The organism is Woeseia oceani (assembly GCF_001677435.1).
GTDB classification, from domain to species: Bacteria; Pseudomonadota; Gammaproteobacteria; order Steroidobacterales; family Woeseiaceae; genus Woeseia; species Woeseia oceani.
Genome location: NZ_CP016268.1, coordinates 3,262,212 through 3,276,698, shown reverse-complemented (window position 1 = coordinate 3,276,698; position 14,487 = coordinate 3,262,212). Strand labels below are relative to the sequence as shown.

General features: G+C 58.4%; 12 protein-coding genes and 1 pseudogene. 5 read left to right on the top strand and 8 right to left on the bottom strand.

Annotated features, from left to right (window positions below):
* Positions 1–4 precede the first annotated feature (4 nt).
* Positions 5–592, bottom strand: coding sequence for a TlpA family protein disulfide reductase (locus tag BA177_RS14795; protein ID WP_068617450.1), 588 nt, complete (start codon positions 590–592; stop codon positions 5–7).
* Complete coding sequence (dsbD, locus tag BA177_RS14790; RefSeq protein WP_082990145.1) at positions 592–2,907, bottom strand: protein-disulfide reductase DsbD; 2,316 nt, start codon at positions 2,905–2,907, stop codon at positions 592–594. Before dsbD ends, BA177_RS14795 begins: the two co-directional genes overlap by 1 nt.
* A gap of 293 nt (positions 2,908–3,200) precedes the next feature.
* Here dsbD and groES point away from each other — a divergent pair, with 293 nt between their 5' ends.
* Entirely contained in the window at positions 3,201–3,491 is a 291-nt protein-coding gene (gene groES, locus BA177_RS14785) for a co-chaperone GroES (protein WP_068617446.1), read from the top strand.
* 94 nt (positions 3,492–3,585) lie between these two features.
* Entirely contained in the window at positions 3,586–5,232 is a 1,647-nt protein-coding gene (groL, locus tag BA177_RS14780; protein ID WP_068617445.1) for a chaperonin GroEL, read from the top strand.
* 133 nt (positions 5,233–5,365) lie between these two features.
* On the opposite strand, the gene BA177_RS14775 is transcribed toward groL, so the two are convergent.
* The 5 genes and pseudogenes from BA177_RS14775 to msrP form a co-directional block, all read right to left on the bottom strand.
* Complete coding sequence (locus BA177_RS14775; RefSeq protein WP_068617444.1) at positions 5,366–5,785, bottom strand: DUF6691 family protein; 420 nt, start codon at positions 5,783–5,785, stop codon at positions 5,366–5,368.
* A gap of 1 nt (position 5,786) precedes the next feature.
* Positions 5,787–6,214: pseudogene (locus BA177_RS14770) on the bottom strand (YeeE/YedE family protein).
* A gap of 82 nt (positions 6,215–6,296) precedes the next feature.
* A complete protein-coding gene (locus BA177_RS14765; RefSeq protein ID WP_068617443.1) occupies positions 6,297–6,818 on the bottom strand; it encodes an SEL1-like repeat protein in 522 nt (173 codons plus the stop codon).
* 36 nt (positions 6,819–6,854) lie between these two features.
* Positions 6,855–7,466, bottom strand: a complete 612-nt coding sequence (locus BA177_RS14760) for a protein-methionine-sulfoxide reductase heme-binding subunit MsrQ (protein WP_068617442.1) — start codon at positions 7,464–7,466, stop codon at positions 6,855–6,857.
* Positions 7,467–7,482: 16 nt separating this feature from the next.
* Positions 7,483–8,436: a protein-methionine-sulfoxide reductase catalytic subunit MsrP gene (msrP, locus tag BA177_RS14755; RefSeq protein ID WP_068617439.1), complete on the bottom strand. Its 954-nt coding sequence runs from the start codon at positions 8,434–8,436 to the stop codon at positions 7,483–7,485.
* Positions 8,437–8,694: 258 nt separating this feature from the next.
* Between msrP and BA177_RS14750 the strand changes: the two genes are divergently transcribed.
* On the top strand, positions 8,695–9,417 hold the full coding sequence (locus tag BA177_RS14750; protein WP_068617437.1) for a DsbA family oxidoreductase: 723 nt from the start codon (positions 8,695–8,697) through the stop codon (positions 9,415–9,417).
* Here BA177_RS14750 and BA177_RS14745 read toward each other — a convergent pair.
* The gene (locus tag BA177_RS14745) at positions 9,414–10,370 is read right to left on the bottom strand and encodes an alpha/beta fold hydrolase (protein ID WP_068617435.1); all 957 of its coding nucleotides are present in this window, start codon (positions 10,368–10,370) and stop codon (positions 9,414–9,416) included. The two genes, BA177_RS14750 and BA177_RS14745, sit on opposite strands and share 4 nt — an antisense overlap.
* 331 nt (positions 10,371–10,701) lie before the next feature.
* On the opposite strand from BA177_RS14745, the gene ileS reads away from it, so the two are divergent.
* Positions 10,702–13,836 (top strand): isoleucine--tRNA ligase, encoded by a 3,135-nt coding sequence (ileS, locus tag BA177_RS14740; protein ID WP_068617433.1) that lies wholly within the window; start codon positions 10,702–10,704, stop codon positions 13,834–13,836.
* Between the two features lie 201 nt (positions 13,837–14,037).
* Positions 14,038–14,409, top strand: coding sequence for a hypothetical protein (locus BA177_RS14735; protein ID WP_068617431.1), 372 nt, complete (start codon positions 14,038–14,040; stop codon positions 14,407–14,409).
* Positions 14,410–14,487 lie beyond the last annotated feature (78 nt).

The following is a 14,487-nucleotide window of genomic DNA, read 5'->3' as shown; positions in this document are numbered from 1 at the left end:
GGTCCTAAAGTTGCTTGAGAGCGCTGCGCACCTCGTCGATAGTCGTCGCCCCGCTTTCGAAGAGCGCAAATTGCTGGACAATCGTTTCGATCTGCTCTGCGTGGATTTCGCCCATGTGGGCGCCCAGCATCCGGCCGTCCGGCGCGACTATCAGGGTGAACGGCAGGCCGATAAACGGCACGCCTGAAGTTTCGGCAACCGCCATCGCGTCGTCCTGGCCGACGAGTATCGGGTAGTTGAATTGCGCATCTTCGGCGTAGGCTTTCACGTCCTCAACGAAATCGACCGCTATGCCCAGAATCTGCAGGCCGGCATTGCCGTGCTTGTCCTGGGTGTCTTTCAGCAGCGGAATTTCACGGCGGCACGGGGCACACCAGGTCGCCCAGAAGTTGACGATGCGCGGCTTGCCGTCCCATTCGGCAAAGTCCCGCGGCACACCATCGAGGTCTGCCAGCGTGAATTCCAGTCGCTGTTCATTGACCGCTGCCGTGTTGATGGCTGCCACGTCCTGGTCCTGCAACTGGCTGCGCAGCAAATAGCCTGCCGCTGCGGCTGCCACCAACAGCGCCGCTATCAAGAGTTTTCTGGTCATCAATCGCTCGTCGTTGTCTGTGCTGTCAATGCGGATGCGGCTCCAACCGCCTGCCGCACGTGCTCACTGAATTGTGCGGCTTTCATGTAGCCGACGACTTCAAAGCCGTTTCTCTGCAATCCGTTGCTGTCGAAGAATATGATAGTCGGCGGACCAAAGACACCAAAGTGCTGCAGCAGTGCCTGATCTTCGGCGTCGTTGGCTGTCACGTCAGCCTGCAACAAGACGGTGTCCGCAAGCGCCTGTTGAACAGTCGGGTCGGTGAACGTGTATTTTTCCATTTCAATACACGACACACACCAGTCCGCATAGAAATCGAGCATGGCGGTCTTGCCATTGGCCGCGGCCTTGTCGAGTTCGCGTTCAAGGTCCGCGACGGATTTCACCCGCTGAAATGCCAGTCCGTGTTCCTCTTCGACGGCGGCACCTGAGGCGAAGCCGATGCCAGCCAGTGGCCGTACCGGATCGTTGCCGCCTGCGAGCGCACCCAGTAACAAGGCAGCACCGTAGATGACAGCCAGCAGGCCGCTGCCCTTGGCCAGTTTCTGGGTGTCGCTGGCACCCGGTGGCAACGTCGTCAGGCCACCCAGCCATACTCCGGCCATGAACACCAGTACGCCGGTCAGTGCGAGCGTCACGCTGCCGGGCAGGATGCGTGACAGCATCCAGACAGCGAGACCGAGCATCATGAAACCAAACGCATTCTTGATGGCGACCATCCATGGCCCTGCGCTGGGCAGTAATCTGCCGGCAGACGCGCCGACCGCGAGGAGTGGCGCGCCCATCCCGAGGCTGAGGGCGAACAGTGCGGTACCACCACGGAGCATGTCGCCCGTTTGGCCTATGACGGTCAGGGTGGCAACGAGCGGCGGTGCGACGCAGGCCGTAACGATGAGTGACGACAAGGCGCCCATCACGAACGCACCAATGATCGTGCCGCTTTTCTGCTTGCCGCTGACCCCGGCCAGCCGACTTTGTATGGCGGAGGGCATTTGCAGGTCGAACAGGCCAAACATGCCGAGTGCGAGCACCACGAACAACGCGGCGAACAGGCTCAGTACCCACGGCGCGTTGAACACGGCTTGCAGTTGCACACCGATTGCAGCGGCAACGATACCGGCAGCGGTGTAGATCAATGCCATACCCATGACGTAGCTGAGTGCGAGTGAGAAGCCGCGTGCCGGGCTGACCTTGTCGCCATCACCGGCGATGATGCCGGACAAAATCGGAATCATTGGCAGGACGCAGGGCGTGAACGCCAGCAGCAGGCCGGCTCCAAAAAACGTTGCGATGACTGCCAATATGCTCGCATTGCCGATCAGGGCCGCAAGACGATCTTGCTCGGACACCATGCCGCTGCCACTGTCGCCCGGAGCGCTGAGCGTCTGCGTTGCCGTTGCCTGCGGCAGCTCAACACTGAGCGTGCGGGTTACGGGCGGGAAGCAGATGCCGCCGTCGGCACAACCCTGGTAGCTGACGTCCACTTGCAGCGTCATTGGTTCTGGCGTCGCTCGGGCCAGCGGCAGTCTTGCAAACACGTCGTTGTGGTACACCTCGGTGGTACCGAAGTATTCGTCTGTTTTTTCTTCGCCTGCCGGCAGATCGATGCGACCCAGTTGCACCTTGTCAGACGAGGTCCGGGCAGAAATCTTGTCTTTGTACAGGTAATAGCCGGGTGCGACCTGCCAGGACAGCTCTACCGTATTGCCATCGATGGGCAGCAAATAGGGGCGGAATGCTTCGTCCACCGGCAGAAAGTCGCCAAGTCCGCCTGTGTTGCCAAACGGCGAGCTCAGGGCGCCTGCCTGATTGGATGCGCCAGCGGTCGCCGAAACGAGTTCTACCTCGGCGTTCCAGACTTGCGGCGGAAAACAGATGCCGATATCGGCGCAACCCTGCGAGCGGATCACGAGCGTCGCCAAGTCGGGGCGAGGGCTGTCGGCCTCGTACGGGATCGTTACGAAAAAGCGGTCGCGATAGACCTGCTGCACACCAAAGAATTCGTCTTCATGGTGCAGGCCTTCGGGGAGCGTGTAGTCGGCGAGCCGCACTCCGTCGGTGCCACTTTCAAACGACAGCTTGTTCTTGTACAGGTAATAACCGTCTTCGATGGCCCAGTCGATTTCCAGTGCTTCGCCGCTGTCCACAACCACGTACTGGTACGCTTCCGAGGGCGGAATAAGTTCTTGCTCCTGCGACCATGCCGATGCACTGGTGGCCAGTGCAGATAGCAAGGTAAGAAGGAAGCGAAGCGGGCGGCTATCGACGAATGCTGGCATGGGGCCTCTGTCTGGAATGCGAAGTCGTGCGGTCATACTGTCTGTCCCTAGACCGCATGAGTGGCCATTTTGTTACGGCGCAAGTGAGTTGGCGGCGGAATCGGAGCATACCCGGCACCGCGAGGGCTGTCATGGACGCAGGCCGCAAAATCGCAGCTGGCGGCCGCTCGGGCAGGTGCGGCGGTTTGCTGCTTTTAATTCCGGGCGGCACTTGAATTTTGGCAGCGCGGCACTATGATTAGCACTCCTTCGGGGTGAGTGCTAACAAGTGCGACCCGAAAAACCGCAAAAGTCGGTTAGAATTCAATAATTTACAGGAGAAACAATCGATGAAGATTCGTCCGCTTCATGATCGAGTCATCGTAAAGCGCATGGAAGAAGAGCGCACGTCACCGGGTGGAATCGTCATCCCTGACGCCGCTGCTGAAAAGCCCATCAAGGGTGAAGTTGTTGCCGTCGGCAACGGCAAAATCCTCGAAAGTGGCGAAATCCGTGCTCTCGACATCAAGGCTGGCGATAAGGTGCTGTTCGGCAAGTACAGCGGCACCGAAGTCAAGGTCGATGGTGAAGAGCTGCTGGTAATGAAAGAAGACGACATCATGGCCGTCATCGAAGGCTAAGCCTTCAGTACCAGTTACACACGCTTTACGTTTCGAAAATTGAGGGAAGTGCTGAATGTGTGCTTCCCATAGCTTTAAACAGAGGAATTAATCAATGGCTGCTAAAGAAGTTCGTTTCAGCGACGACGCGCGCCAAAAGATGTTCGCGGGTGTCAACATCCTGGCGAATGCGGTGAAAGTCACGCTGGGCCCGAAAGGCCGCAATGTAGTACTCGACAAGAGCTTTGGCGCTCCGACCGTTACCAAAGACGGTGTATCGGTTGCCAAGGAAATTGAGCTCGAGAATAAATTCGAGAACATGGGCGCGCAGATGGTTAAGGAAGTTGCTTCCCAGACCTCTGACGTCGCTGGTGACGGCACAACGACGGCTACGGTACTGGCACAGGCAATTCTGCGCGAAGGCCTGAAGTCCGTTGCTGCCGGCATGAACCCGATGGACCTGAAGCGCGGTATCGACAAAGCAACGATCGGCATCATTGCTGAGCTGAAAAAACTGTCGAAGCCTTGCGACGATGACAAAGCCATCGCCCAGGTTGGTTCTATTTCCGCCAACTCTGACACCGAAATCGGCGAGATCATTTCCAATGCCATGAAGAAAGTCGGCAAGGAAGGCGTGATCACTGTCGAGGAAGGTTCCGGTCTCGAAAACGAGCTGGACGTGGTTGAAGGTATGCAGTTCGACCGCGGTTACCTGTCTCCTTACTTCATCAACAATCAGCAGAGCCAGAGTGTTGAGCTCGAAAACCCGCTGATCCTGTTGTACGACAAGAAGATCTCCAACATTCGTGATCTGCTGCCGGTCCTCGAAGGCGTCGCCAAGTCTGGCCGTCCGCTGTTGATCGTTGCAGAAGACGTTGAAGGCGAAGCACTGGCGACCCTGGTTGTGAACAACATCCGCGGCATCGTCAAAGTAGCGGCTGTTAAAGCGCCGGGCTTCGGTGATCGCCGTAAAGCGATGCTGCAGGACATCGCTGTTCTGACCGGTGGCCAGGTTGTTTCTGAAGAAGTTGGTCTGTCACTTGAGAAGACCACGCTGGAAGATCTTGGCGAAGCCAAGAAAGTACAGATCACCAAAGAAAACACCACGGTGATTGACGGTGCTGGCAAGGCGAATGAAATCAAGGGTCGTGTTGACCAGATCCGCGCTGAAATCGCTGAGTCTTCTTCTGACTACGACAAAGAGAAGCTGCAGGAACGTGTTGCCAAGTTGTCCGGCGGTGTTGCCGTGATCAAGGTTGGTGCTGCAACTGAAGTCGAGATGAAAGAGAAGAAAGCACGCGTTGAAGACGCGCTGCACGCAACCCGTGCCGCCGTTGAAGAAGGCGTGGTTGCCGGTGGTGGTGTCGCGCTGATCCGTGCTGTGAACAGCATGGGCAAGCTGAAAGGCGACAACGACGACCAGAACGTGGGTATCGCTATCCTGCGTCGCGCTGTCGAAGAGCCGCTGCGTCAGATCGTGAAGAATGCCGGCGGTGACGCCAGTGTTGTGCTGAACGCTGTTGCCGAAGGCAAGGGCAATTACGGTTACAACGCGGCAACCGGCGAGTACGGCGACATGATCGAGCTCGGTATTCTCGATCCGACGAAAGTCACCCGTTATGCACTGCAGAACGCTGCATCTGTATCCGGCCTGTTGTTGACGACCGAAGCTATGATCGCCGACGCACCTAAGGATGACGATGCTGGCGGCCCGGCAATGCCAGACATGGGCGGCATGGGCGGTATGGGCGGCATGATGTAAGCATCAGCCTCTCGTACGGCTAGCAAGACCAAGAAAGCCCCGCGCAAGCGGGGCTTTTTTTATGCGCGGTTGCGGGCCTTGATGATGTTCTTCGTGGCGCTGCTGCGGTGCTTCCCGCACCTGCGCCTGCAGCTCAGGTATTGCGGCTGTCAATACGGCTCATTACCAGCGAGCCGGCGGTCATTGCCAGCAGAAACACGACCGGTTCCCAGCTGCCGATAGCAAGCGCCGCGATGGCCGGTCCAGGGCAGTAACCGGCGAGTCCCCAGCCCATGCCGAAAATGGCCGCACCGCTGAGCAGGCGGCGATCCAGGTCGGTGCGCGTGGGTGCGCGGAACACCGGTGCCAGCAAAGGGCTAACGCGAATTTTCGCCAAGCGAAAACCGATGAAGCTCACAATAACTGCCGCAGCCAGTACGAGTGCCAGCGACGGGTCCCAGTTGCCGGTCACGTCCAGAAACGCGATGACCTTTTCGGGGTTGATCATCTGCGAGATGGCGAGGCCCAGGCCGAACAGTGCGCCGGCAAGCAGTGCCGCAAGTTTGGTCTTCATCCTAGTTCCCCGTGAACAGGTGCGTGACCAGCCATACCGTCAGGATACCGGTGGTCAGAAAAGTCAGCGTGGCGGCCAGTGAACGCAACGACAAGCGCGCCAGACCGCAAACCCGTGCCCGCTGGTACAGCCGCTGCCCATCCGGGTGCCTGCCCCGACCAGAAAGCCAGCCGCAGCGAGCAAGCCAAGCGGGTAGTTCTCCCTGAGCGTGAACGGCAGTGGCACGAACAGGGCGTAAAGACCCGCGGCGATGACCAGTCCCGCAAGAAACCAGGCCCGCCATGCGGTGTCACCGTCTTTCGGTTGCAACACGCCGTTGAATATTCCGCTGATGCCGGCGATCCGGCCATTCAACAAATAGAGCAAGGCCGCTGCCAGGCCGATTAGCGCGCCGCCGGCGAGTGAGCTGAATGGGGTGAAATTCTCCACGGTATCGTCACCTTTCAGTGCGCGGGATGCTCCGGCTGTTGATCGCTGCAGATTCTCGCGATAGCTCGCTGCCAGCGCCCGATCATTCCAGGGTTAGCTCAACCGGGAAAATTTCGTGCGCCGGGCCGTCGGTTTTCAGGCAGCGATGCTCGGGGCGTCGGCTCCCGGTGACCGGCTGTTCGGTGCAATGTACGTTCATAACCTGCATGCCGTACTGGCGTTTGTACTGCTCGACCTTGCGATCGATCATCTGCTGTTGCGCCGGGTTGCTGCTTGCGTAGAGTCGGTTGTACAGGTTTACCCACTCTTCGTTGCCCGATTCGGCTGCGACGCCCAGCCAGCTCATGCCCAGCAATATCGACTTGTCGACATGCTGGCCTTTCAGGAACATGAACGCGAGCAGGTATTGCGATTTTTTGAGGCCGCGTGTCGCGGTTTCGCTGAGGTACTCGAAAGCCCGGTCATACTCGCCGCGCTCGTAATAACGCAGGCCGCGTTCTTCATCGCCATACAGTTGCGCGATGGATTCAAATTTCGAGTCATGGAATTGCGCGCCCGCTGGCGTAGTCAGAAATACCGTCAGCACCAGTATCAACGTTTTCATCACGCACCCCGCAGTCGCCAGAGTCAGTTGTCGATGTTAACCGTGGCGGTGCGTTCTGTGCCAGCGCCGGAACAGGCGGTAGCCCAACAGCGCGCTGAGTATCAATGCGTAAATAAGTGGCTCGCTGATGTCTTTCTTGACCTGCCACCAGTAGTGCCAGACGCCCAGTATGGCAGCGAGATAAACGCCGTAGTGCAATTGCTGCCAGCGTCGACCGAGGCGGCGGCGCATGCCCGCAGTTGAAGTCAGTGCCATGGCCAGAAGGATCAGTACAGCGACAAACCCCAAAGTGATGAACGGTCGTTCGACGATGTCTTCCTTAATGGCTTGCCAAAGCAGTGACTGATCGAGAATCAGCCAGACGAGAAAGTGCATCAGTGCATAGAAAAACGCGAACAGGCCGAGTGGCCGGCGAAAACGGCTGAGCCAATTGCGACCGCTTAGTTGCCGCAACGGCGTTACTGCCAATGCGATCATCAGAAAACGCAGCGCCCAATTGCCGAAATGATCCTGCAGCGCCTCGACCGGGTTGGCACCCAGGTCACCTGTCCAGCCAAATGTGTCGCCGACGGCCTTGAGTGCCGGCAGCAGGCAGAGGGCGAAGACGACAGGTTTCCAGACAAAGCGGATTTGTTTGAGGGAGTTCAACGGCCGCGCGTCATCGTCAAAAATTGCGCTTCAGGTCGAGACCTTCATACAGGCTGGCCACCTGCTCGGCGTAGCCGTTGAACATCAGGGTTTCCTGTTTGCTGGCAAACAAGCCACTGCCGATCCGCCGTTCCCGGGCCTGACTCCAGCGCGGGTGCGCGACGTTAGGATTCACGTTCGCATAAAAACCGTACTCGTGCGGCGCAGACATGTTCCAGGTTGTTTCCGGCATCTTTTCGACGAACTCGATCTTGACGATGCTCTTGATGCCTTTGAAGCCGTACTTCCAGGGGACGACCAGGCGCAGCGGTGCGCCGTTTTGGTTCGGCAATACCTGGCCATAGAGTCCAACCGCCATCAGGGTCAATGGGTGCATGGCCTCCGCCATGGTCAGCCCTTCCCGGTAGGGCCATTGCAGGACCCGCGAGCGCTGGCCCGGCATCTGTTGCGGATCGTTCAGTGTTTCGAAGCGGACGAATTTTGCGTTCGACGTCGGCGCTGTCTTCTTGATGATGGCGGCGAGCGGAATGCCGACCCACGGAATAACCATCGACCATGCTTCGACGCAACGCATGCGGTAAATGCGTTCTTCCAGTGTGTAGGGTTTGATGAAGTCTTCCAGTTGATAGCGCCCCGTGTGCTCGGCGTGGCCGGCTACCTCAAGTGTCCACGGTCGGGCCTGGAAGTCCTGAGCATTTTCGTGCGGGTCGGCCTTGCCGGTGCCGAACTCGTAGAAATTATTGTAAGTGCTTATATCTTCGAAACTGTTGGCCGCTTCGCTGGTACTGAACTTGCTTTGCACAATACCGGTCAGTTTTGTGCCGGCGGACGCGGGCAAGCTGGCACTGTTCGCTCCGCCAGCCAGCAAAGAGGCGCCTGCCAGCAGGCCGCTCTCCAGAAAACGTCGCCGATTCAGGTAATTGCTCTCGCTGGTGATTTCCGAAGGTCTGATTTTGCCAGTTCGTTGCATGCGCAATGTCACTCTCCAATATTCCTGTATTGCATTAGACCCGGCCAGGCGCCGAACTATTGCAACATATTGTAACGAAACAACAGCGGCCGGGTTGCGGAGTGCTCACAGTCAGCTGCCGTTCAGCCAAGCGCCGGCACACTTTGTCATCAGGAACAGACCGTTAAGGTTGGTAAAGAGTCCTTTTTCGGTGCTTGAAACCGGGTACACAGCCCGCATCTCACGGGTTGCAGGGAGCGAATACACAAAGGCGGAACCATGATTCATCAGCAACCAGGCAGTAGTTCAAATCACAGCGACTCCGTTGCGACGGCGACGCTGCGCGTGGACATTATCGCCGACCTGATTTGCCCGTGGTGCTACCTCGGCAAGCGGCGGCTGGATGTTGCTCTGGATTCTGTGCACGGCCCGAGCACGTTGCAGTGGATTCCGTATCAGTTGAATCCGTCGATGCCGTTGGAAGGCATGGGCTTTGACGAATACCTGATCAGCAAATTCGGTGATCCGGCAAAAGTACAGCCGGGACTGGACGGCCTGATGGCGCAAGGCGTCGAACAGGGCATACGCTTCCGCTTTGATCTGATCAAACGGGTGCCGAACACACTTGCCGCGCATCGCCTGCTGAGTCACGCACAAACTGAAGGCGCGAGCGTTGCCAGTGTCGCCGAAGGATTGTTGAGTGGCTTTTTTGAAGACGGGCTGGATATCGGTCGGCATGACGTGTTGCTCGATATCGGCAGCAACCACGGCTTGCAGCGCTCGGACATTGCGCGCTGTCTGCAAGACGAAGCGTTACGGCTGCACCTGCAAGAGCAGGAAGCGGAAGTGCGTCGCGGTGGCGTATCCGGCGTGCCCAACTTCCTGATCAATGGCCGCCTGTTTGTCATCGGCGCGCAGCCGGCCCCGGTGCTGGTGGAAGCGTTCGACCGGGCGATGTTTGGCGATGACAGCGAACAGCCCGTGTCGGGCTCGTTGCATTAGTTCGGGAACCGCCGGGCCAGCCAGTCGAGCATCAGCTGGTTGGTTGCGGCGGGCTGTTCCTGTTGGGTCCAGTGGCCGCAGTCGGTCAGCATGTGCATTTCCAGATCGGGAACGTGTGATTTCATAGCCTCTATCTGCTTGGTTTGCACGACCACGTCGTTTTCCGCACCGATGAACAGTGTCGGTACCGTGACGACTTGTTTGACGTGTTCGGTCACGCGCCAGTTGTGACTCCAGTTGCGGTACCAGTTGATGGCTCCCGCGAATCCGCTCTTGGCAAACGCTGCCGTGTAGTAGTCCAGTTCTTCAGGGGTCAATAACGGATTTCCGCGCGGTTGCGGTTTGTCGAGCGTGGCGAGCAGGCTGATAACGCGTTGCTGCGCTGGCAACGCGTCAAACTGTGCACGACTGATTACATCCCGGCGCATCATCCGGTTGATGAAATTGCGCGGATCTTCGGCCAAACGTCGGTCTGCTTCGTCCGAGTCCTGAAAATTGACGATGTAAAACTCAGGGCCCAAATGCTCTCGCATGACGGCTATCGGGTCGCGGCGGCCGCGCGGCAGAAACGGAATGTTCAGGCAGATCAGGCCGCGCACCAGGTCCGGTCGCAGCAGGGCCATCTGCCAGGCGAGCAGGGCGCCCCAGTCATGTGCGGCGATCACGGCGTTCTTGAGCTCCAGTGCCGCGAGCAAGCCGGTCATGTCGTCAATCAGGCACTCGATACGGTATTCCTCGACCGCTTCCGGCCGGCTGCTCTGTCCATAGCCGCGCAGATCCGGCGCGATCGCGCGGTAGCCGGCCGCTGCCAGCGCCGGTAACTGGTGGCGCCAGGAGTAGGCAAGCTCCGGGAATCCGTGCAGCAGCAGGACGGCAGGCCCCGTGCCCGCTTCGTGGACCGCGAGTTCAATGCCATTGCTGGCAAGGATTTGCGCTGCTGGAAATGAGCTCATCGTCGCTGCTGTCCTCGGGTCTTGGATAAGTGCTTGAATTTTGCGCGGGTGGGCGCTAGTTTCCCCTGCACGACGCTGAAGGGGAAGAGTAGCTGGCCTGCCCCGTGATTGAGCGACCAGGGGACGGTGCGAGCCCTGGCACGATGGCCTGCGAAGATCACCCCGGAGTCGCTGCCCGAACCGCACGCCGTGCGCAGTAGACGCAGCCGGTCGCCCCCGAAACAGGGCATACGAGGCAGGGGGCCGGACTCCCTGCGAAACCGGGTGGTACCGCGAAATTTTGTCGCCCCGGACGCAGCTTGCGTTCGGGGCGTTTTTATTTGGAAAAGTGATGGCATTTAAAGAAGTAGCAGGCAGGTATGACGGCCCCGGACTGGAGACGGAAGTCCTCGAGTTCTGGCGTGAGCACGCGGTTTTCGAAAAGACGTTGGAAATGTCGGCTGACCGGCCGCGTTTCACCTTCAATGAAGGCCCGCCAACCGCCAACGGCAAGCCCGGCATCCACCACGTGCTGGCGCGCAGTTTCAAGGATGCTTTCCCACGCTACAAAACCATGCGTGGTTATCACGTGCCGCGCAAAGCCGGTTGGGATACCCACGGCTTGCCGGTAGAGCACGAGATAGAAAAAGAACTTGGCATCTTCGACAAGAAGGAAATCGAAGCGCAGGTCGGCATTGCCGAGTTCACGAAGCGTTGTCGCGAATCGGTCATGCGCTATATCAGCGACTGGGAAAAGATGACGACCCGCATGGGGTTCTGGGTCAATCTCGACGAAGCGTATTACACGCTCAACAACAGCTATATCGAGAGCGTCTGGAATCTGCTGCAAAACATTTGGGGCAAGGACCTTATTTACCGTGGCTACAAGGTCGTGCCTTACGATCCGCGTATTGGCGCCACGTTGTCTTCGCACGAGCTGGCCCAGGGTTATCGCGAAGTCGAAGACCCGTCCGTGTTCGTGCGCTTCAACGTCAGGGACCAGCCGAATACCTCGTTTCTGGTCTGGACGACAACGCCCTGGACCTTGCCATCCAACATGCTGCTCGCCGTGCACACCGACGTGGATTACGTGTACGCGGAAAGTGACGGCGAAACGCTGATTCTCGCGGAAGCCCTTTGTGAGCGCGTGTTCCGGGAACAGGAATACACGGTCACCAAACGCGTCAAGGGCAGCGAACTGATTGGCCTGCGCTATGAACGCTTGTTTGATTACCTCACGATCGAAGGCGATGCATTTCGGGTGGTGCATGCGGATTTTGTAAGCACTGAAGACGGTACCGGTATCGTGCATACCGCACCGGCTTACGGTGTTGACGATCTGGCGCTCGGCCAGGCAGAAGGCTTGCCGGTTGTGCATGGCGTCGGTGAAGACGGTCTGTTTCTGCCGGAAGTTGAACCGGTCGCGGGTCTGTTCTTCAAAGACGCCGACAAGCCGTTGATCCGGATACTCAAGGATCGTGGGCTGATGTTCCGCGCCGAGACCTATCTGCATAACTACCCGTTCGGTTGGCGCACGGGCGATCCGATCATCTACTACGCAAAAAACGCCTGGTACATCCGGACCTCCAATTTCAAAGAACGCATGGTTGAACTCAACCAGTCGATCAAATGGGTGCCGGAAAACATTCGCGACGGCCGTTTCGGCAACTGGCTGGAAAACAATATCGATTGGGCTTTGTCGCGCGAGCGCTTCTGGGGAACGCCATTGCCGGTATGGACCGATGGCAACGACGAATACCTGTGCATAGGCTCCGTTGCCGAACTGGAGGAGCTGACGGGCCGCGAGCTGTCAGACCTCGATCTGCATCGACCGGCCATAGATGAAATTACCTTCGAGAAAGACGGCAAGACCTGGCAGCGGGTACCGGAAGTCATCGACTGCTGGTTTGACTCCGGCGCGATGTCCTATGCGCAATGGCACTACCCATTCGAAAACAAGGACACCTTCGAACAGCACTTCCCCGCCGATTTCATATGCGAGGCAATTGATCAGACGCGTGGCTGGTTCTACACGCTGCACGCTATTTCGACGCTGGTGTCGGACAGTGTCGCCTACCGCAATTGCATCTGTCTGAGTCACATAGTCGACAAAGACGGCAAGAAAATGTCGAAGTCGGTTGGCAATATCGTCAACCCTTACGACGTCTTCGATACAGTCGGCGCCGATGCCTTGCGCTGGTATTTTCTCGCGCGTCTGGCACCCGAGGCGCAGAAGCGAATATCTGTCGAGATCGTGGCGGACGTCGCGAGTTCGTTTATCAACACGTTCTGGAATACCTACGGCTTCTTCGTGCTGTACGCGCGGATCGACAATGTTGATCTGAGCAACGACATTGCTGTGGCGGACCGGCCGGAAATCGATCGCTGGGCACTCGCACTTGCTCACCGCACAATCCGTGTCGTAACCGAAGCGATGGATAACTTTGATGCAAAGACCGCGGGCGATGCAGTTGAATCGTTCGTTGATCAATTGAGCAACTGGTACGTTCGGCGTAATCGTCGACGTTTCTGGAAGTCGACAGACCCTGCTGATACCCGCGCCGCTTACCTCACTTTGTACGAGTGCCTGAACATCGCACATCGTTTGATGGCCCCGTTCGTGCCGTTCCTCGCCGAGCATGTGTATCAGAACCTTGTGCGCGGAGTGGATGCCGACGCGCCAATGAGCGTGCATATGAGCGACTGGCCCGAGGCTGATGCCTCGCTTGAAGACGATGCCCTGCTGTTTGCAGTCGGTGTTGTGCAGAAGACCGTTGGTCTGGGCCGTGCCGCCCGCGCGCAATCCGGCGTGCGTACGCGACAGCCGCTGTCACGATTGTTGTTGCGCGCCCCTGATGATGCCGCCGCCGCGGCGCTCGCCGAACACCAGGAGCAGATTCTGGAAGAACTCAACGTCAAGACCGTCGAGTTCATCGCCCGCGATGCAGGGCTGGTCGACTACCGGATCAAACCGCATCTGCCACGCATCGGCAAACAGTTCGGCAAGCGCATCCCCGCGCTGAAAAAAGCATTGCTCGATGCGGACGGTGCCGTCATTGCCGGTGCCGCAGCCAGGGGCGAACCGTTTACTGTCATGCTGGACGACGAAGTGATTACGCTGACAGCGGAAGACGTGCTGATCGAGACGAGTTCAGCTGAGGGCTATGCCTGTGCCGAGGATTCCGGTTATCTTGCGGCGCTCGACACCAGTCTCGATGACGCGTTGCGCCGCGAAGGTGTGGCCCGCGAGCTGGTGCGTTCCGTTCAGGATGCACGCAAGCAGGCTGGCCTTGAGGTATCTGACCGCATCGTGCTGGGCGTCAGTGGTTCGGCGGGTGTCGAGGCAGCACTGGCCGAGCACCGTGCTTACCTGATGCGGGAAACGCTCGCCAGCGACTGGGCCTGTGGGCAGGCAGCTCCTTTGTACAGCGCGGAACGCGAGGTGGACGAGCATCGCTGGACGATAGAAATAACGAAAACAAGCTGATTGCAGGTTGCGGCGAACACTACTTGCGGAGCCTTCCTTAGTTTTGTTATAAGAATTGGGCGCAGGTGCTTGACTGACCACGTGTACAAAAGGAAATGACGCGTACAGCGCGGACCGCAGGAGGCGGCCCACGAATAAGGCGTATTTAAGTCGTAGCTGAGAGGACTGCGGCTTCACCAGAATAAAAACGCTGGAGTGGAAATGTCCCACCAGGTAGATTGCTTTGCCGCTGCGTTAGCGGTCATTGTCGGTAACGGTCAAATAAAACAAAGGCTTACGAGCGCCTATCAGGATCACCTGCTGGAGCTTGAGAATGAGCAGTTGCCGATTCCGATGCGCCAGATGTTCGCCGACCTGACGCACCTGATGAAACGGGTTGCGCCGCACAACGGCGAAGGGCCGATCTGTGCATCGGTCAGGAAAATGTCACCCGCCGAAACGGAGCGCTGTGCACAGCTGATGCTGCAACTTTATGCGGCCGCGATCCGGCACAGTGACGGTGGCCAGAAGGCTTTGCCGCTGGTCGTCGAAGAACCGACCCCGGTACCTCCGTTTCTCGTCAAATCGGGCTGAGGCACGGCGCGGTCGTTGCTGGTCGGCTGCTCGCTGGCCGCTTGCTGAGCGCGGGTCAAGTTCAGAACTCAGTCGCCT